Origin of the sequence: Pantanalinema rosaneae CENA516 (assembly GCF_050753385.1) — a bacterium.
GTDB classification, from domain to species: Bacteria; Cyanobacteriota; Cyanobacteriia; order Leptolyngbyales; family Leptolyngbyaceae; genus Pantanalinema; species Pantanalinema rosaneae.
In genome coordinates this window covers 102,608-120,389 of the sequence record NZ_JBLZFZ010000012.1, presented here as the reverse complement: position 1 = coordinate 120,389, position 17,782 = coordinate 102,608, and the positions used below count along the sequence as shown (strand labels likewise).

The 17,782-nt window shown below is 51.8% G+C and carries 18 protein-coding genes; 12 read left to right on the top strand and 6 right to left on the bottom strand.

Translation table 11 applies throughout. From position 1 onward, the window contains the following. Window positions 1–87 precede the first annotated feature (87 nt). The gene (locus ACN4EK_RS09550) at window positions 88–336 is read right to left on the bottom strand and encodes a Ycf34 family protein (RefSeq protein WP_431657612.1); all 249 of its coding nucleotides are present in this window, start codon (window positions 334–336) and stop codon (window positions 88–90) included. Window positions 337–448: 112 nt separating this feature from the next. Between ACN4EK_RS09550 and ACN4EK_RS09545 the strand changes: the two genes are divergently transcribed. From ACN4EK_RS09545 to ACN4EK_RS09520, 6 genes are all read left to right on the top strand, one after another. Continuing rightward, window positions 449–2,011 carry a tRNA nucleotidyltransferase/poly(A) polymerase family protein gene (locus ACN4EK_RS09545; RefSeq protein ID WP_431657611.1) on the top strand — a complete coding sequence of 521 codons (1,563 nt, stop codon included), beginning with the start codon at window positions 449–451 and terminating at the stop codon, window positions 2,009–2,011. Window positions 2,012–2,149: 138 nt separating this feature from the next. Then, entirely contained in the window at window positions 2,150–2,335 is a 186-nt protein-coding gene (locus ACN4EK_RS09540) for a hypothetical protein (RefSeq protein WP_431657610.1), read from the top strand. 176 nt (window positions 2,336–2,511) lie between these two features. Next, a complete protein-coding gene (locus ACN4EK_RS09535) occupies window positions 2,512–3,366 on the top strand; it encodes a YaaW family protein (RefSeq protein ID WP_431657609.1) in 855 nt (284 codons plus the stop codon). Continuing rightward, the gene (locus ACN4EK_RS09530) at window positions 3,353–4,774 is read left to right on the top strand and encodes an O-antigen ligase family protein (RefSeq protein WP_431657608.1); all 1,422 of its coding nucleotides are present in this window, start codon (window positions 3,353–3,355) and stop codon (window positions 4,772–4,774) included. Before ACN4EK_RS09535 ends, ACN4EK_RS09530 begins: the two co-directional genes overlap by 14 nt. Before the next feature lie 21 nt (window positions 4,775–4,795). Then, window positions 4,796–5,398, top strand: coding sequence for a J domain-containing protein (locus tag ACN4EK_RS09525; RefSeq protein ID WP_431657607.1), 603 nt, complete (start codon window positions 4,796–4,798; stop codon window positions 5,396–5,398). A gap of 44 nt (window positions 5,399–5,442) precedes the next feature. Then, a complete protein-coding gene (locus ACN4EK_RS09520) occupies window positions 5,443–5,715 on the top strand; it encodes a DUF3143 domain-containing protein (RefSeq protein ID WP_431657606.1) in 273 nt (90 codons plus the stop codon). Window positions 5,716–5,725: 10 nt separating this feature from the next. Here the strand turns inward: ACN4EK_RS09520 and ACN4EK_RS09515 are convergent, their stop codons facing one another. The 3 genes from ACN4EK_RS09515 to lysA all read right to left on the bottom strand — a co-directional run bounded on the left by ACN4EK_RS09515 (window position 5,726) and on the right by lysA (window position 9,160). After that, a complete protein-coding gene (locus ACN4EK_RS09515) occupies window positions 5,726–6,484 on the bottom strand; it encodes an isoprenyl transferase (RefSeq protein ID WP_431657605.1) in 759 nt (252 codons plus the stop codon). 224 nt (window positions 6,485–6,708) lie between these two features. Continuing rightward, the gene (gene cdaA, locus ACN4EK_RS09510; RefSeq protein ID WP_431657604.1) at window positions 6,709–7,683 is read right to left on the bottom strand and encodes a diadenylate cyclase CdaA; all 975 of its coding nucleotides are present in this window, start codon (window positions 7,681–7,683) and stop codon (window positions 6,709–6,711) included. Between the two features lie 67 nt (window positions 7,684–7,750). Next, window positions 7,751–9,160, bottom strand: a complete 1,410-nt coding sequence (gene lysA, locus ACN4EK_RS09505) for a diaminopimelate decarboxylase (protein ID WP_431657603.1) — start codon at window positions 9,158–9,160, stop codon at window positions 7,751–7,753. Between the two features lie 100 nt (window positions 9,161–9,260). Between lysA and rimI the strand changes: the two genes are divergently transcribed. Continuing rightward, complete coding sequence (gene rimI / locus ACN4EK_RS09500) at window positions 9,261–9,890, top strand: ribosomal protein S18-alanine N-acetyltransferase (RefSeq protein ID WP_431657602.1); 630 nt, start codon at window positions 9,261–9,263, stop codon at window positions 9,888–9,890. An 8-nt stretch (window positions 9,891–9,898) separates the two neighbouring features. On the opposite strand, the gene ACN4EK_RS09495 is transcribed toward rimI, so the two are convergent. After that, on the bottom strand, window positions 9,899–10,834 hold the full coding sequence (locus ACN4EK_RS09495; protein ID WP_431657601.1) for an AEC family transporter: 936 nt from the start codon (window positions 10,832–10,834) through the stop codon (window positions 9,899–9,901). Window positions 10,835–11,143: 309 nt separating this feature from the next. Here ACN4EK_RS09495 and ACN4EK_RS09490 point away from each other — a divergent pair, with 309 nt between their 5' ends. The 5 genes from ACN4EK_RS09490 to ACN4EK_RS09470 all read left to right on the top strand — a co-directional run bounded on the left by ACN4EK_RS09490 (window position 11,144) and on the right by ACN4EK_RS09470 (window position 15,465). Then, window positions 11,144–11,920, top strand: coding sequence for a M15 family metallopeptidase (locus ACN4EK_RS09490; RefSeq protein WP_431657600.1), 777 nt, complete (start codon window positions 11,144–11,146; stop codon window positions 11,918–11,920). Window positions 11,921–12,128: 208 nt separating this feature from the next. Then, a complete protein-coding gene (locus ACN4EK_RS09485; RefSeq protein WP_431657599.1) occupies window positions 12,129–12,806 on the top strand; it encodes an ATP-dependent Zn protease in 678 nt (225 codons plus the stop codon). Window positions 12,807–12,988: 182 nt separating this feature from the next. Continuing rightward, window positions 12,989–13,156 (top strand): hypothetical protein, encoded by a 168-nt coding sequence (locus ACN4EK_RS09480; protein WP_431657598.1) that lies wholly within the window; start codon window positions 12,989–12,991, stop codon window positions 13,154–13,156. A 158-nt stretch (window positions 13,157–13,314) separates the two neighbouring features. Beyond that, the gene (plsX, locus tag ACN4EK_RS09475) at window positions 13,315–14,364 is read left to right on the top strand and encodes a phosphate acyltransferase PlsX (RefSeq protein WP_431657597.1); all 1,050 of its coding nucleotides are present in this window, start codon (window positions 13,315–13,317) and stop codon (window positions 14,362–14,364) included. A 96-nt stretch (window positions 14,365–14,460) separates the two neighbouring features. Then, window positions 14,461–15,465 carry a beta-ketoacyl-ACP synthase 3 gene (locus tag ACN4EK_RS09470; protein WP_431657596.1) on the top strand — a complete coding sequence of 335 codons (1,005 nt, stop codon included), beginning with the start codon at window positions 14,461–14,463 and terminating at the stop codon, window positions 15,463–15,465. Between the two features lie 5 nt (window positions 15,466–15,470). Here ACN4EK_RS09470 and ACN4EK_RS09465 read toward each other — a convergent pair whose 3' ends face one another. Continuing rightward, window positions 15,471–17,654 carry an ATP-binding protein gene (locus tag ACN4EK_RS09465; protein WP_431657595.1) on the bottom strand — a complete coding sequence of 728 codons (2,184 nt, stop codon included), beginning with the start codon at window positions 17,652–17,654 and terminating at the stop codon, window positions 15,471–15,473. Window positions 17,655–17,782: the final 128 nt, after the last annotated feature.

Genomic DNA, 17,782 nt, shown 5'->3' with positions numbered 1-17,782 from the left:
CCATTCTTGCAAGAGCCGGGTTCCAGGGCAAGCTTATGCCTACGGTTACCCGATCGCCCAGATGACGAGCCAATTTTGCAGAGTGTTTTACGTTGGCACCAGTTCACCGGGACGGAGCCGCGCCCATTTGCCTTGCTCCTGCTGAAAGCTCTGGCAACCCACGACATCAAACTCCATTTCGATAATTTCGCCCTGCGATCGAATGTTGACATTAATCGTCGGTTCCGTCGCCTCAAAGTCTGGAGCTTCGGTCAGGTGAGGCTGCTGGTGCTGTTCTTCGACCGCATGATAGGTCAGGCAACGATCGACATAGTGACAATTGATACAAATACACATGATTCCTCGTTCCTTTATCCCCGAAACGGCAGTACAGTGGCATCCCATTCAATAGCGGCGATTAACTGAAGGAATGGCGTGACTTTTTTGTTAATCTAGCTCAGGCGCATGGATGATTTCATCCCTTGTCGGATTGAGTTTCATTACAGCAAGGCATGAAGATGTAAAGACCGCCCATGAGTTGCATCAATTCGCTATTGACTTCGCTATTGACATCGTTAGGGTTGAATTATTGTTGAAGTTAGATTGGACAGGATTAGATCAGGGTTTGGACAATCAGCCACCCATTTCTGTGACCGCATTTTCGGCACTCTCTCCGCACACGTGGCCCTTCAGCCTGGAATGGTTGCCGCGAACGGCGTATTTGGTAGGCGGCAGTGTTCGGGATGGCTTGCTGGGGCGGCATAGTGACTACTTAGATTTAGATTTTGTGCTGCCAACCGGAGTAGTAGAAACAGCCCGCACGATCGCGCGTCATTACCAGGCTGGCTTTGTGCTGCTGGATGCCGAACGCCAGATTGCCCGAGTGGTGTTTCCGCAGGGCACCGTCGATTTTGCCCAACAGGTGGGAGATAGCTTAGAAGCCGACTTACATCGGCGCGACTTCACGGTGAATGCGATCGCCTACAATCCCCATACCGCCGAATTTATTGATCCGCTCAACGGCTGTATTGATTTAGAAAAACGGCTGATTCGCATGGTGTCTGCCGAGAACTTACAGGAAGATCCCCTGCGGTTGTTACGCGCCTATCGGCAGTCTGCCCAACTCAACTTCTACCTCGACCCAGCCACAGCCACCGCGATCCATCAGTTTGCGCCCTTATTACAGCGCATCGCGGCAGAGCGGATTCAATCTGAGTTGAACTATTTACTCAGTGCCCCCGGTGGGACGGTTTGGCTGACCCGAGCCTGGCAGAATGACCTGTTGAAATCCTGGCTACCGGATGCCACGATCGCCAGTTTTGAGCTATTAGCCCGGATGGATCAGACAGTGATCTGGTTGCAGGAAGTCATGCCAGAGTTTGTCGTGGCGTTGCTCGATCGCATTCGGATTCCGACTCGGAGTGGACAGTCCCATGCGATCGATATCCCGAAATCCAGCAGTGGAACAAAACCGCTGAATGTGTTGGAATCTGGAGCTTCCGGGTCAGCCCGTAACTGGTTAATGACCGCTAAGTTTGCCTGCTTACTACCATCCCTGCCAATCACGGCAGAAGCTCAACTCCGCAGCTTAAAATACAGCCGCACAGAGATCCAGGCTGTCAGTACCGTGTTGAAAGCGCTGCCTCAACTATGTACCGCCGCTCACCGAACTAACGCTGAGGCCACTGAAGCCACGAGTGGCATACCGATAAATTTATCGTTGCGGGAGCAATACTTTTTGTTTCAAAGCGTGGGAGCCGCCTTTCCCGCTCTAGCGGTATTCGCGATCGCCCAGGGTATTGCTCTAGAGGCGATCTCACCCTTAATCCAACGATTTCTAGTCCCGGAAGATCCCGTTGCGCATCCGATTCCCCTGCTGACAGGACAGGATTTGATGACGACGTTGCACCTTCCGGCGGGGCCCCAAATTGGTCAATTGCTGGCTGCCGTACAATTAGCCAGAGCCGAGGGATTAATCAACACCCCAGCAGAGGCGATTGAATTTGCTCGGAATTTGCTCACCTCCACCTGACAACGGGAGAGTTATGTTAAAGTAGTCTTCTTGACTGATTACCGAAGTATTTATCAGTTTGCTCGAATGCCATGCGTCGGCTTCGGGCATCGTATGTTTGTATGTTGCAATGATTGGCAGTTCCATAAGGGAGTAGACATGGCTAAACGCCGCAACCAAAAGAAAGAAAAAGCTCTTCGTAACCAGGCTTATGCCCGGAAATTTCGCAAAAAATCTAACACAGGTCGGTTTGGCAGACGGCGACCCGGTGGCGATCGCATGACAGACGAACGCGATCAAGAGGGCATGAGCCAGGGCGCTGAGGGTGCTGCGGATCTCGCCTAATTCAGCATTTAGTCCATAATTTTGCGTTAGCTCCCTGGAGAATATTAGCTCTAGGGAGCTTTTTAGTTAGACCGATGAGTTGGGCAGAATAGTACGAAAGTTAGCCATAAGCACTTCGGTTGATTTAGTAGAATAGTCCCAGCAACGGCAATCTTACAGCCGGGGAGGACTTGGCAGTGGATGAACTGAGAGCAGTATTGGAGTTAGCAACTGAGGAAGAATTACGCGATCTAACCGAGATCCTATTCCGCCCCAAATTTAACCCATTAGATTATTTCAATACCCCCGATCCAATGGCGGTACAAAGCCAAGACCGTGACATTTGGCTCGATACGTTGGAGGAACGATTTCGGTTTCTGGCTGCCGATGGGGTCACCGTTCTCAGCCGCAAAACAGAGCAATTATCCTATCGCGAAATTCTGATTCAGGTCTGCCGCTACCTCAAGCTGCCCTATAAGGCTTCCATGTCTACGATCGACCTGGAGGAAGAAGTTTTCCTGAACCTGCTTGCCCGCGCCTGGAAGCAGCTACCCCCCACGGAACAGAACCAGTTAACCATTCGGCTCAAGCGCTCCCTGAGCAAAGCCCAACTGCTGCCGGAATTACCGATCGCGGTTCAACAGGATCCCATGAGCCTGGTGCTGAAAGGGGGAACAGCCTTAGCCGTTACATCAGTCTTGCGTCCCTTATTGCTGCAACAGATTGCCCGCCAGTTTGCAATTCATTTTGCCAGCTATCAGGTAGCTCAACAAGCGGTGGCATTAGGCAGTGCTACCGTTGCCAGCCAATTCCAGCATTACGTTGTGTTGCAAACCGCTCGACGCGGCATGACCTTATCGGCGGCGCGGTATACGGCGGTACGGGGATTATTTGCGTGTTTAGGACCAGCCTTATGGATCTGGTTTTTTGCCGATCTGGGGTGGCGAGCGATCGCGACCAACTACGGTCGGATTGTGCCCACGGTCTACGCTCTGGCACAAATTCGTTTAACTCGGGCGGACTGCTTTGCTGAATGTTTTGAACCGGCTTAGCCGATCGCTGAAGCAGTTCCTCCCGCCCCAACCACATCCTGACCCCAAGCTTCAGTTCTGGTGGGACTGGACGCAGTGGGCATGTTTGCTCTTACCCATGAGTAGTTTTCTAGGGGGAGTCAGCATGTTGTTGATCGCCCTGATTTTGGGTTGGCAACAATTTCCCATCCTGCGACAACGTCGGATCAATCAGGGCTTGGCGATCGTCAGTGGGCTGATGCTGTTGAGTGCCACCTTTGCCCAGATCCGGGAGGCGGCGTTTTGGGGAGTATTTAATTTCCTGCCGTTTTTTCTCGCCTTTGCGGTGTTAAGCGAACTGATTCGCACTCCGGCTCAACTTCGGCGGCTTGCCTGGATTTTGGTCGCGGGGTCAGTTCCGGTGGTGGTAATCGGTTTGGGACAGCAATGGCTGGGCTGGAGTGGGCATATCCAGCTATTCGGCATCGTCGTGGATTGGCTGATTCGGGCAGGGGGTAATCCTCCCGGTCGGATGTCGTCGGTCTTTTTCTATGCCAATGTCTTAGCCAGCTATTTTGTAGTGACATTCATTCTGGCACTAGGACTATGGATCGAAGCCGTCAATCAACGATCGTTCAGGTTTAATTCCGTTCAGGGTCAGAGATCCCACCCTGCCAGTCCTAAACTGGGGGCTACTCTCCGACAATGGATCACCCCTAAGCTGCTGATCCTGACGGCGATCGTCGCTGGGAATGCGATCGCCCTGATTTTGACTAATTCTCGCAATGGTTGGGCAATTGCCGCGATCGCGGGTCTAGCATTTGCGCTGTATCAAGGTTGGCGGTGGTTGTTGGTCGGTGTGGGAGCACTCATCAGTGCGGTGCTGATGGCAGCATTTGCCCCATCTCCCATCCGGGAGGGTTGGCGGGCGATCGTGCCAGCGTTTTTCTGGGCGCGGTTAACGGATGAACTGTACCCCGATCGACCCGAGCGGATGTTACGCACGACGCAATGGAAATTCGCCTGGTCGATGGCAGAACAACGTCCCTGGTTAGGATGGGGCTTACGCAACTTTACGCCACTCTATCAGGCTCAAGTCAATTCCATCCTGGGACATCCCCATAATCTGGTGTTAATGCTGCTGGCAGAAACCGGGATACCGGCAACGGTGCTATTGGTAGGGATAGTGGGTTGGGTGGTAACGCAAGGCAGCCAATATCTCGTCAATTGGCATTCCTATCCTGCCAGCGCCCCGGATCAGGAACAACAGATTTACGATCGCCTGATCTACTTCACGTTTCTTGTAGCATTTATGGGCTGCGCTTTCTTTAGCCTGTTTGATGTGACGCTATTTGATGCCCGGATTAACGTGATCGGTTGGTTACTCTTAGCCGGAATTTGCGGAATCGTTAATCACTCCCCCGTAGTGAACGGTAAAACATCATCATGAACGTGGCTGGCGGTTTGAGCCATGCCTCTAACCTGGTTAGAATATTCAAAAGTTGGATCGCCGTATTTCAAAGCTATCCTGGGACTGCTTGTGACTCACGATCGCACATCCGCCAAACCTAGAGACAGCAAGACGCTGTTTGCCCAACCTCCGACTTCCAGCCACTACGCTCTGCTGGGAGTCCATCCCTCCGCTTCGGTACGCGATATCCGGCAAGCCTATCGTGATTTAAGTAAGCTCTATCATCCGGATACTACGACCCTACCAGCGGCGATCGCCACCGCTAAGTTTCAACAGTTGAATGAAGCCTACGCTACCCTGAGCCAACCGGAGCGCCGCATCGCTTATGATCGGACGATCGGCTACTCACGAGTGCCAGTCATGCAACCGTTACCCAGCCTGCATCATCCCACCCCCTCCGCTCGTCCCTATCAATCGTCGGCATATCTCGATCCCACCGATCGACCCTTATCTCCCGGGGAAATTTTTGCTTTGTTCATCCTGGCGCTGACGTTTATTGGCTGTTTAGCTCTAGCGATCGCGATCGGGCTAACTCGGGGAGATACGATTTCACCAACGGTTCCGGCAATGATATCCTGGCTACACCCCTGGTGGCTAGGCTAGTTCCCTCTTCAGCATGAGTTTTTACCTGCATGATCCCTATTTCCATGACACTTCCATCGGCTGATACCCCCCTCTATAACCACCCACTCCCTGATATTGAGCAATGGCTGATCACCAAAGGGTGTCAGCAGGACAAAGCTGAGTTGCACTGCTGGTATCTCGATCAACCGGGTTGGAAGGCAGAACTGATGCTGGATGTTGATCAACTGATTGTGCGCTACTTTGAATTTGGCGATCGTGCCAGAGCGGTGCAGCGATCGTTCAAATATTCGCTCAGCCGCCAGGATATTGAAGATGCGATTTTTGCGGGTCCGTAATCTCACGCCCCTAGACTTTACCCACTTTGCCAAACCGGCGTTCTCGTTGTTGATAGGCAGATAAGGCTTTGTGGAAGGCTTTACGATCGAAATCGGGCCACAGGGTATCGGTGACATAGATTTCTGAGTAGGCGACCTGCCAGAGTAAAAAGTTACTGACCCGCATCTCACCACTGGTGCGAATCAGTAAGTCAGGATCACAAATTCCCGCCGTATACAAATGTCGCTCGAACAGAGCTTCGTCAATTTGCTCTGGGTCGATTAACCCTTGTTTTGCCTTGGCCGCGATCGCTCGACAGGCTTGCAAAATTTCCTGCCGTCCTCCGTAGTTAGTCGCGATCGTGAATTGAATCCCTTGATTTTGGCTGGTGGCAGCGACCGATCGCTCAATTTCATCCTGAAGCGATCGTGGTAATACCGCTAAATTTCCCACAAACCGAATCTGGACATCTTCCTCAATCATTTCCCGCAGTTCCCGCCGCAATGCCCGCTCAAACAAGGTCATCAGAAATTCTACTTCCTCTGCGGGTCTGCCCCAGTTTTCGGTCGAAAAGGCATAGGCGGTTAAGGCTTTAATGCCCCAGTGACCGCAGCAGCGCAACAGATCCTTCAGGACATCGACACCCCGTTGATGCCCCATAATGCGCGGCATCCCCCGTTTTTTTGCCCAACGACCATTGCCATCCATAATCACAGCCACATGCTGAGGTAGGCGTTCTCGCAATAGATCCGCCGGTAACTCTTGCAAGATGATTGGCTTCGCAGTCATGTTGTCTCCAGAGAAGCTGACAGTTGAAACAGTACAAGGGTGAGAAGGTCAAATCGGCAGTAGACACAAATTGGTCGTCAGCAAATAGCCCTCAGACAAGCCACAACCATAGTCATGGCTGCTCAAATCAGGTTGGTGAGTAGCATGAAACAGCCCTCCATCCTGTTCTAATGCAAAAGCACCCTCGTCCGATGGGATTCCGGCAGGAATTATTGTGTCTTTACTTAACTTTTACGTTTTTGGCGATCAAAGAGTTGTGCCGCGACCATCCAAACTTTAGCGCCAATTTGACGACTTAAGGTGCGGAGGTCAGGGGCAACCGCTTCGCGATCGACTGTCTGCGACAATCGGGCTTCCAAAAGTTCCTTTAGTTTACTGCTCGTTAAGGGACGGTTTAGTGTGCCCCGTTCTGCCAAGGAGATTGATCCTGTCTCCTCAGACACCACCACACAGATACAATTCTCTACCCGCTCCGTAATCCCCATTGCAGCCCGATGGCGGGTGCCTAACTGGCGGGAAGCCGTCCGTTCGGATAAGGGCAAAATTACGCCTGCCGCCACCAGACGCGAATCCCGAATTAGCACTGCCCCGTCATGTAACAGCGTCGTCGTCTGAAAAATCGTTTGGATCAATTCCTTGGATACCTCAGCATTCAGCCGCACTCCGGGCACCGAAAAATCCCGTTCATCGATCGGGCTACCGGTTTCCAGAATCAGCAACGCTCCGGTACGATTTTGCGACAGTTCCTTGACCGCATCAACAATCTCATCGGTCACACTACTGGACTTATGAGGACTGGCGCGATATGGCTGGAGCAGTTGGATGATCTGTCCTCGTCCCAACTGCTCCAGAAACCGCCGGAACTCGGATTGCAGAATAAACGCCATTGCCACCGCCGAACCGATCACCAGATTACTCAAAACAAAGCTGAGTAAATCCAGCCGCATTCGGGTACTCACCGCCGCCGCCAGCATCAACAGGATAAACCCCCGTACCATCCAGAGGGTACGCCGTTCCCCAATGATCACCAGCATCATGTAAGTCAGCGCCACCACCAAACCAACATCCACGAGCCGTCGTGTTCTTTCCCAAAATAGAAACAATGATGACCAGGTGGATGCCGGATCGGGATTAGTCAGAAGCAATAGAGACTGTATCCAGCCAGAATCTGCCAGCAATTGCCTCCATAAGTACCCCATCGATCTGGATCAACCCTGTGCTTTGCAACTTTGACTCTGGTGGATGCTGAACAAGCGATCAGCAACATTAAGCCTCAACCACGGGAGGTTGGAGCCGTTCTGGCAACCGATCCTGACGCACTAAATCGCGGTAAGTCTCTCGTTGCAGAATTAAATTTGCCTCACCATGATTCACGACTACCCCAGCCGGGCGCGGAATCCGGTTGTAATTGGACGACATACTGTAGTTATAGGCTCCCGTCGCCATGACCACCAGTGTATCGCCTGGTTGTGTAGTTGGCAGTGTCGCTTCCTTAATCAGGATATCGCCAGATTCACAATGTTTCCCAGCGATCGTCACAGCTTCCGTCATGGGCGCAGACATCCGGTTTGCCACCACTGCCCGATAAACCGATTGGTAGGTAATCGGTCGCGGGTTATCCGACATCCCTCCATCTACACTAATATAAGTACGAATTTCCGGAACTTCCTTATGGCTCCCGATCGTGTATGCCGTCACACAGGCTGAACCAATCAGCGATCGACCGGGTTCACTCAATAGTTTAGGCAAGGGCACATTCTGTTCCTGACAGGCTGCCACGATCGCCGTCGCCACTGTTTGTACCCAGGCATCAATACTGGGTGGATCATCAGATTCCACATACCGAATCCCCAGACCACCGCCAATATTCAGTTCCTGCATCGGCAGACCGTATTGGATCGCCTTACCAAACCACTGCACCATCACCGCCGCTAAATCATTATGGGGTTGCAGCTCAAAAATTTGGGAGCCGATGTGAGCATGTAAACCCACACAGGCTAACTTGGACTGCTGACTGACGAACTCTAACACTTCCGTGACTTGGTTCGGGTCAAAGCCAAACTTACTGTCTAAATGGCCGGTGCGAATGTACTCATGGGTGTGGCACTCAATCCCCGGAGTCAGACGTAGCATGATCCGGATTGGTTGCTCAACCGTAAATTCCGCCAGTGTCCGCAGTTCCAACCAGTTATCGACAATAATTGTGCAACCCGTTTCGACGGCAAAGGTCAATTCGTCACGGGATTTGTTATTGCCATGAAAGTAAATCCGATCGGGGCTGACTCCAGCTTCCAGCGCGGTATGGAGTTCGCCACCCGACACCACATCCATGCCTAGCCCTTCACTAGCCGCGATCGCGCAAACCGCGAGACAACTCCAGGCTTTCGAGGCATACAACACCTGCGACTCCCCCGGATAGTAGCGACGAAACGCGTCCCGATACTGCTGGCAGGCTGCCCGCAACGTCGTTTCATCCAGAATATACAGAGGTGAGCCAAATTTCTGGACTAAGTCGGGTACATCACAACCACCAATCTCCAGATGATCTGCCTGATTAATGACCGTAGTTAGCGGTAACAACGATTGATTTGGAGAGCGGGTGTCCGTTGCTGCTACACCATCCGGTAAATATTGCCGACCCGAATTACCACCCTCCGTAGCCTGGGTAAATACCATTGCGTAAACTTAATCCTCTACAAGATGACCGGAGCAAAACCATACTAATAACAGTTTACAATCGAGTGCTGTGCATCCTTGAAGGAGATAGCAAGCTTTTGTGGCAGTTCTCACCATTACCCCCCTCACTTCGGAGCGGTTGCCAGCCGCATTAGACCTCGATCGCCAATGTTTCGGCGGCTTATGGACTCTAGACGGCTACCACCGCGAACTCGATAGCCCCAACAGCGACCTCCTGATCCTCCTACCTTCGCCATCCTCCCCACCTCTCCATCCCCCCATCCTCGGACTTGGCTGCTCCTGGGCGATCGTCGATGAAGCTCACATTACCCTCGTTGGCATTCATCCCCAGTACCAACGGCAAGGACTAGGACAGGTAATGTTGATTGCTCTATTACAAGCGGCTCAGATCCGGGGTTTAAAGCGATCGACCTTAGAAGTCCGGGCTTCTAACCAATCGGCGATCGCGCTCTATAGTAAATTTGGCTTTCAGGAAGCGGGACGGCGGCGGCGCTACTACGAGGACACCGGAGAAGATGCTTTAGTCCTATGGCGTAGTGGTCTGCAATCCCCGGATTTTCCGACTACACTGATCACATGGCGGCAGCAAGTTCAGGAGCGCCTAACAAGTCATGATTGGCAAATCGCTTTTGATCAGGACTACTTTCGATCGCTGTTAGCCTATCGGTTAGAGGATGCCCTGGTTGCTCCCTTATTGCCTCAGACCTAGCGATTGATTTAGCCGCTAAATAGCCAGAGCCAGATCGGTAACAGAATCAATAGTTCCAGACACCCGATCGCGATCGCGGTCACGGCTAATTCTTGATCCAGTTCGTAGGCTTCCGCAATCACCAAGGTAGCAAAAGCAGGTGGCATCGCCATTTGTAATAAAATTACCCGATGCTCTAAGCCCGTCACTCCCAGAAGCCACAGCCCAGTTCCCAGAATTAACGGCACTAGCAGCATTTTAATATTGACGCTAATTAACGCCGTCCGCAATTTTTTTAGGGAGGTTAACTGACTTAACCGCATACCCACTAAGACCAAGGACAAGGAGATCGCTCCCCAGGCGACCCCCTGTAAGGCGGTTTCGACGATCGCGGGTAGCGGCACGTCCCGGCAGATTAGCCCAACTCCAAAACTCCCCAGGGCAGGATTGCGGAGTAACGCCTGAAACGCCTGCCCAGGATGATGGGGACGATCGCTAAACCGGGCGGCTAGAGCAACTCCTAATCCATAGGCTCCCAGCGTTGACCCCAATAGGTCATAAAACAGCGCCCAGGCAAAATACTCCGTTCCCACTAAGGTCAGAGAAACGGGAAAGCCAATATACCCCGTATTGCCAAACATCGTAGCTAGGACAAAACTCCCCTGAGTGCGCTGATTCCAGCCCGGTTGCGTCTGCAATTGAGGTCGCCACCACCGCAGGGCGATCGCAGACAATCCTGCACCCAGAGCGATCGCACTCCAGGCTGTAACGGGAGCCAGCCATAACGACCAGGAAATTTGGGTATGACGGAGGAAGGCAAAGATGCCTAAAGGTACACCAAACCGAAACAAAAATTTGCCCAGATAGACCGGCGTAGATTTGGGTAGCCATCGACCCAATAGCCAGCCCACTCCAGTCCAACCTACTAAAGGAGTATAGATAGTTAGCAGGTTCACGATCGACATAGTTAGGATAGAGAGATAAATGGCAAGAGTTTGGGAGATGGGAAAGATAGGGGAGATGGGGGAGATGGGGGAGATATAGTGGTGGCTGGTAGGTAATAACGGGTGGAGTCCCCACTATTTACTAATCCCAGGCATAGACAGATTGTTCATGGGTAACTGAGGGGTAAGTTTCTATAGCCTGAGTGGGAAAACTTTGATATAAATCAGACCAGTCTACAATTCGTAGTTAGTGAGTCGTGGTAGATTGCCTTCGGCGCAGGAGTAAAACGATTGGATAAGGTAAGTACAGCGGGAAAGGCAGCGAAAGCTATGAATCCTTCGATGGACGATATTCCGATCGCGTTCCGGGAAACTCCAGATGTCGCGGTTAAGCCCAAATCAAATCGAGTCGGACTGATCGGTGGCTTAAGCGCTGTGGCGATTGTAGCCATGGTGTCTGGGGTAATCGTGTCCCTCCAACTCCGGCAGCCGCCATCAACGGATTCGGCTCAGGCAAATCCCCCAATCGCCGCTCCGAGTAGTCAACCTCAACCTGCCGCTTCAGCGACTACCCCAGCGAACAGTGCCGCCGCTCCCACCAGTGATACTCTACTAGGGCATTATGCTTATTCAGAAGCCCCCGCCGATGAACTAGCCCCTGTTGCCAGAGACATCATGCTGCGTAAAAGTGCTGCAACGGCTTTTCAGGCAATGGCCGCCGCCGCTCAAGCCGATGGTGTGAGCCTGGTGCCCCTATCGGGGTTTCGCTCTAAACATGACCAGGACTACTTATTTTTTGGTAAAAAGGCAGAGCGTGGACAGGTTGCGACCGAACGCGCTAAGGTCAGTGCCCCTCCCGGTTATAGTGAACACCACACAGGCTATGCGATCGATATTGGGGATGGCAGCGTACCATCGGTAGATTTAAGCGAGAGTTTCGAGCAGACCGCCGCGTTTCAATGGCTACAGGCAAATGCTGCCCACTATAGCTTTGAACTATCGTTTCCTCAAGGTAATCGCCAGGGAGTGAGCTACGAACCCTGGCATTGGCGCTACGTTGGCGATATTCATAGCTTGAAGACGTTTTACCGCGCCAGACAAAAATAAATTCGTTTTCAAAAGAATTTATACCCACAAATCGTAGGGGTTTGGCATTCGGTCAATCCTCTGTGCGATCGGTCAGAGATCATCTACCGAGGGCTAAACCCGTACAGAGGAAAGATCTTTCTCAGAGATCTCCTAAGTAGAGATTAGTTGGCAGTTAACAATCCGTTACACTAGGGATTGACCTTAATTGCCAGATGCTCTCTCTGCTATGAGCCAGTTGTCTCTGAATCTGATTGCAATTTCTATTTTCACGGTCACGATGGCAAGTCTACTGGGACCGATCGTGCATTTATCGCCTCTAGTGCCCGCGATCGCGACGGCAGGGGCACTCGGCATCGCCACCTTAGATACCCTGAGTTGGCAGGGACAGGGAGCAACTTTACTGCTGGATGGCATCGCCCGCTTTTCGGCACAGTACCGCACTCGCATCGTTCATCATGAAGCGGGGCATTTTCTGGTTGCCCATCATTTAGGTATCCCGATTACAGGCTACAGCTTAAGTGCCTGGGAAGCCTTCCGCCAGGGTCATCAAGGACAGGCAGGCGTACAGGTGGATGCCCAAGAGTTAGAGCAGACATTACGCCCTGGTGCGGCTAGTACCACCTCTGTACTCGATCGCTACTGTACCGTCTGGATGGCAGGGATCGCTGCCGAATCGCTGACCTATGGGGATGTGCAGGGGGGTAAGGACGATCTCCAGGTTTTGAGAGCCGTTTTACGCCAACAGGGACTGACTCCTACCGCCTGTGACCAGGCTGAACGGTGGGCACTGCTCCGAGCCAAAACGATCTTAAAAGACCAGGCAACCGCCCATGCCACCTTAGTTCAGGCAATGGCACAACGGTTACCCATAGAACAATGCCTTCAGGCGATCGCATTAAGTTAGTCAAAATTACCGTTAACCTTGAGCAAAATCCCCCAATTGGGTGAACTATTGTGACAGGAGAGTTCACCTAATCGACGTATTCGTCTATACCTAAAAGCGGATGTGTTTCAGGATGGCGCTACCTAAGATCAAGAAATTAGTTGATTCAATCTCTCGCTCTAGCCAGGAGATGCTCCTCAGCAATGCGCACAATCCAATCTGAATTAGTGAAAACTGCGGAAGTTGGTTTTTTAGCCATCAGTTTGATTGTCTTAGCGTTAGTTTACGTCGCTCCAACCCCAGAACCTGAGCTAAACCAATCTACCTCTCGCCCAGAAAGTGGTCAGATCCAGGGCATTTGGAACCGATAGTAGGATGGCTCCGCGCCAATTCACTGCCACGGCATACCCTGCCGTTATTCCTGCCAGTTAACGCTAAGTAAATGACAAAAGGAGCATTTTGGTCAACAATGGGATTGCGAGGTGAAAACCCGCATGTTTGACTTTTAAGGCTTCTATAACTTGAACCAATGGGATCAACGCGAGCGCGAATAGCGATTGATGCAATGGGTGGGGATCATGCCCCAGCGGAAATAGTCACTGGAGCGCTCAGAGCCCAAGAGGAACTGGGCGTGGATGTGTTGCTGGTAGGCGATCCCGACCGAATTAAAGCATGTCTAGAACGACATACGACCTCCTGCCCCCTGGAAATTGTGCCCGCCGAGGGCGTGGTTGAAATGGAAGAGGAACCCCTTTCAGCCTTACGACGTAAACCCAAAGCATCGATCAATGTAGCGATGGATTTGGTAAAGCAGAAGCAGGCAGATGCCGTGGTTTCGGCAGGACATTCTGGAGCCGCGATGGCAGCCGCCTTGCTCCGATTAGGGCGGTTACGAGGCATTGATCGTCCGGCGATCGGGGCGGTATTGCCAACCATCATTGCAGGGAAACCCGTATTAGTGCTAGATGTCGGTGCTAATGTAGATTGCCGTCCGAAGTTTCTCGAACAGTTTGCGCTGATGGGCAGTATCTATTCCCAATATGTGTTGGGCAATGACCAGCCTCAAGTCGGCTTGCTGAATATTGGCGAGGAAGCCAGCAAAGGAAATGATTTGGCACTCCGCACTTACGAGTTGCTGGAGAAGAACTCGCAAATTCAATTCATTGGCAACGCCGAAGGACGGGATGTGCTGTCCGGTAAGTTTGATGTGATTGTCTGTGATGGCTTTGTCGGGAACGTGTTGCTGAAGTTTGCGGAGGCGATCGGAGAACTGGCACTGCAAATCCTCCGGGAAGAACTCCCACAAGGCTTGCATGGCAAAATGGGCGTATCCCTGTTAAAACCTAACCTGAAGCGGATCAAACAACGGATGGATCATGCCGAACATGGGGGTGGGTTGCTGCTGGGAGTTGCCGGAATTTGCATTATTAGTCACGGTAGCTCTCAGTCACCGAGCATTTTCAACGCCATTCGCTTAGCCAAGGAAGCCGTTGACCATCAAGTGTTAGAGCGAATTCAGGCAAAGTATCACAAAAACTCGCGCCCCTCCGCCGTCAGTGGTCAGTCCACGGATAGCTGAGCCGCAACCTCACGATTGGGAATGCAGAGTTGATAGTGACTCATTACCCGTTCATTCCCAATTGCCACCGATTAATTACCCCGTGACGGATAGAGCATGGCATTGAAACAACCCGGAGTCGGCATTGCAGTGACCGGCAGTGGGGCGGCAGCACCCATTACTGCGCTCGACAACCAGCAACTCAGTCAACTCGTTGAAACCTCTGATGAATGGATTGCCACTCGTACTGGCATTCGCTGTCGGCGGTTAGCCAACTCCACCGAGTCGTTAACGACCCTGGCAACTCAGGCCGGTGCTGCCGCGATCGCCATGGCAGGTATCGCCGCGACCGATCTGGATTTAATCATTCTGGCAACCTCGACACCCGATGATCTATTCGGCACTGCCAGTCTGGTGCAGGCGGCGTTGGGAGCATCCCGGGCGGTTGCCTTCGACCTGACGGCGGCTTGCTCGGGTTTTGTGTTTGGCTTGGTGACAGCGGCACAGTTTATCCAGACGGGTACCTATCAAAATATTCTGCTGATTGGGGCTGATGTTCTATCGCGTTGGGTGGATTGGAGCGATCGCCGCACCTGTATCCTGTTTGGGGATGGTGCTGGGGCAGTGGTTTTACAGGCCAACGATCGCGATCAGCTACTTGGGTTTGAACTCCGGAGTGATGGCACTCAGAATAAGTATTTAAATCTGGCGTTTCAGCCGGAACCGCAAGTGCTGCTAGAGGGAGTCGAGGTCGGGCAGGGTCGCTTTACCCCGATTACGATGAATGGACAGGAAGTGTATCGGTTTGCGGTACGGCGAGTCCCAGAGGTGATTGAAAAAGCTCTCTTCCGCGCCAATCTAAGTGTTGAGCAGGTGGATTGGTTACTGTTGCATCAAGCCAATCAACGGATTCTGGATGCCGTGGCCGATCGCTTGAAAATTCCTGCCGAAAAAGTTATCAGTAATCTGGCGCAGTATGGCAATACCTCTGCCGCTTCGATTCCGTTAGCCCTGGATGCCGAAGTCCGGCAGGGTAGGGTAAAGGTTGGGGATACGATCGTCACCTCTGGCTTTGGAGCAGGGCTCACCTGGGGTGCGGCTGTGTTTCGCTGGGGACGCTAATTAATTTAAGCGATCGCCTGCCGTCGGACAGGGATCTGAATGATAAATTCTGTGCCTGCCCCCAGTTGGGAAACACATTCCAATCTCCCACCGTGTTTTTCGGTGATAATTTGGTAACTGATGGACATGCCCATGCCTGTGCCCTTACCGATCGGTTTGGTGGTGAAAAAGGGATCAAAAATGCGTTGTTGAAGCGGTTTGGGAATCCCAGGGCCATTATCCGCCAGGCTAATTTGTACCCATTCCACATCAATCATTGTGGTGCTGAGCGTAATCTGTGGGGCTAAACGTGCTGTTTCAGGCAGCCCAATGTGTTCGTCCAGGGCATCGATCGCATTTGTGAGAATGTTCATAAACACCTGATTCAGTTGTCCGGCATAACACTCGACTAACGGCAACGTGCCATAGTGTTTTATCGCCTCGATCTCAGGACGATCTGAGCGGGCTTTCAGCCGATGTTGCAGAATCAACAAGGTACTATCAATACCTTCATGAATATCCACCGGCTTAATTTCGGCTTCATCCATGCGGGAGAAGTTACGCAGCGACAACACAATCTGCCGGATGCGATCGGTACCTATTTTCATTGAAGTTAGCGTTTTAGGCAGATCGGCTTGCATAAACTCCAGATCCATCTCATCGGCGGCGGCGGTAATCTCAGGTCTGGGGTCAGGATAATGGGTTTGATACAGATGAATGAAGTTCAACAAGTCCTGCGTATACTGCTGCACATGGAGCAGGTTGCCATGAATAAAATTGACGGGATTGTTGATTTCGTGAGCGACTCCTGCCACCAGTTGCCCTAAGCTGGACATTTTTTCGCTTTGGATCACCTGGGCTTGGGTTTGATGCAGTTCAGTTAAAGCGGTCTTGAGGGCGATCGTTCGTTGTTCCACCCGATCTTCTAACTCAGAGTTGCTCGTTTCCAACGCAATAAACGACTCCCGCAATTGCCCCGCCATGTGATTAAAGGAATCCGCCAGGGTATTCAACTCCTGAATCTGGCTATTGGCAACCGTTTCATCTAGATTACCTGCCGCGATCGCTTGACTGGCTTGATTCAGGTGCAGAATGGAGCGAGTAATCCACCGTGAGGTAAACCACCCCATTAAGGTAGCCACCCCTAAAGCGGCGAGACAGAGGAAAATCGTTGTGCGGGTGTTGTCGTTAATTTGGGACATAAATGCCTGTTCCGGCACACTCACAACCACCAACCAATCTAAGCCATACTGATCTCGCCAGGGGGTGACTTGAGCAAAATAGGGTTCTCCCCGCCACTTCACTTGCAAGGCTTGGGGTTCAGTAATGGTTTGGAACTGCTGAAAGTGTTGATGGAGTTGTTTCGCAATTCCTTGCAACTCTGGATCAGGACTATTAGTAGCTGGTAATCGCTGAATTTCGTCACCGACTAGAATAAATGGTTCGCTAGCGGCCGAATTGGCAATTAACAGGCCATCTCGATCAATGACAAAAATTTGCCCTGAAGTGCTGGCTGTCAGTTGGCGTAAGTAGTCACTCAACTTCAAAAGATGAATATCCGTACCTACTACCCCGAGCAACTGGTTTTGGGAGCTGTAGATCGGGCGACCGGCTGAGGCACTGATATACGGCCCATAGGGAGAATTCCAAACATACACCTTACCCCAAATTGGTTGATTGGCTTTTAAGGGATCGGCATACCAACTTTCTTTGAAGTGGTTGTAATCATACACCCCTACAATCCTCGTCCGCTCCCCCTGGGGGCTTGTGGCATAGGTGATAGCATTTTTCAGTGGTTGGTTTTGCCAATCGTCGATCGTGAGCGTTTTGCCATCATACCGAATGGCTCCAACCCCATTGCCATTTGTGAGACCATATCCAATAAAGGTGACATCATACGCCTGCATTTGCTGCCAAAAGTATTGACCCGCCACTTGGCGATTGTGAACATCTAACACCCCCATCCGAATGGCTTCGGCATTCATCTGGCTCAGCTTATGGGGAGTGGATAAATAGGCATCAAGATGTTGATCAACCGTATTGCTGGTACGCTGCATAAGTTGATTGGCTAAATCATTCACCGCCTTCTGTCCATTCCGGAATGAAAGGTAGCCTACTAAAGCGACAGCGCCAAAAATTTGTAGCACAAAGGGGGTAATCAGCACTAGCTGTAAGGGAAACACACGTTTGCTAGCCGCAGTCTTAGTCATGGTGCACGGTTACAGTGTTAGCTAGAGGGGCTTTCGCTGAGGACTCTAGCTAGATTGCCCATAACTCCACGTAATAGGAACAATTTTGCTCCCTTACCAGCGATATTTGGAGCCGTTACAGTGTGGGT

What these genes read in the sequence shown, in the direction of transcription:
- ACN4EK_RS09550 (WP_431657612.1), bottom strand. Translation starts at nt 336, where the DNA reads ATGTGTATTTGTATCAATTGTCACTATGTCGATCGTTGCCTGACCTAT.
- ACN4EK_RS09545 (WP_431657611.1), top strand. Translation starts at nt 449, where the DNA reads ATGATTTCATCCCTTGTCGGATTGAGTTTCATTACAGCAAGGCATGAA.
- ACN4EK_RS09540 (WP_431657610.1), top strand. Translation starts at nt 2,150, where the DNA reads ATGGCTAAACGCCGCAACCAAAAGAAAGAAAAAGCTCTTCGTAACCAG.
- ACN4EK_RS09525 (WP_431657607.1), top strand. Translation starts at nt 4,796, where the DNA reads ATGCCTCTAACCTGGTTAGAATATTCAAAAGTTGGATCGCCGTATTTC.
- ACN4EK_RS09520 (WP_431657606.1), top strand. Translation starts at nt 5,443, where the DNA reads ATGACACTTCCATCGGCTGATACCCCCCTCTATAACCACCCACTCCCT.
- ACN4EK_RS09515 (WP_431657605.1), bottom strand. Translation starts at nt 6,484, where the DNA reads ATGACTGCGAAGCCAATCATCTTGCAAGAGTTACCGGCGGATCTATTG.
- cdaA (WP_431657604.1), bottom strand. Translation starts at nt 7,683, where the DNA reads ATGGGGTACTTATGGAGGCAATTGCTGGCAGATTCTGGCTGGATACAG.
- lysA (WP_431657603.1), bottom strand. Translation starts at nt 9,160, where the DNA reads ATGGTATTTACCCAGGCTACGGAGGGTGGTAATTCGGGTCGGCAATAT.
- ACN4EK_RS09495 (WP_431657601.1), bottom strand. Translation starts at nt 10,834, where the DNA reads ATGTCGATCGTGAACCTGCTAACTATCTATACTCCTTTAGTAGGTTGG.
- ACN4EK_RS09490 (WP_431657600.1), top strand. Translation starts at nt 11,144, where the DNA reads ATGAATCCTTCGATGGACGATATTCCGATCGCGTTCCGGGAAACTCCA.
- ACN4EK_RS09485 (WP_431657599.1), top strand. Translation starts at nt 12,129, where the DNA reads ATGAGCCAGTTGTCTCTGAATCTGATTGCAATTTCTATTTTCACGGTC.
- ACN4EK_RS09480 (WP_431657598.1), top strand. Translation starts at nt 12,989, where the DNA reads ATGCGCACAATCCAATCTGAATTAGTGAAAACTGCGGAAGTTGGTTTT.
- plsX (WP_431657597.1), top strand. Translation starts at nt 13,315, where the DNA reads ATGGGATCAACGCGAGCGCGAATAGCGATTGATGCAATGGGTGGGGAT.
- ACN4EK_RS09470 (WP_431657596.1), top strand. Translation starts at nt 14,461, where the DNA reads ATGGCATTGAAACAACCCGGAGTCGGCATTGCAGTGACCGGCAGTGGG.
- ACN4EK_RS09465 (WP_431657595.1), bottom strand. Translation starts at nt 17,654, where the DNA reads ATGACTAAGACTGCGGCTAGCAAACGTGTGTTTCCCTTACAGCTAGTG.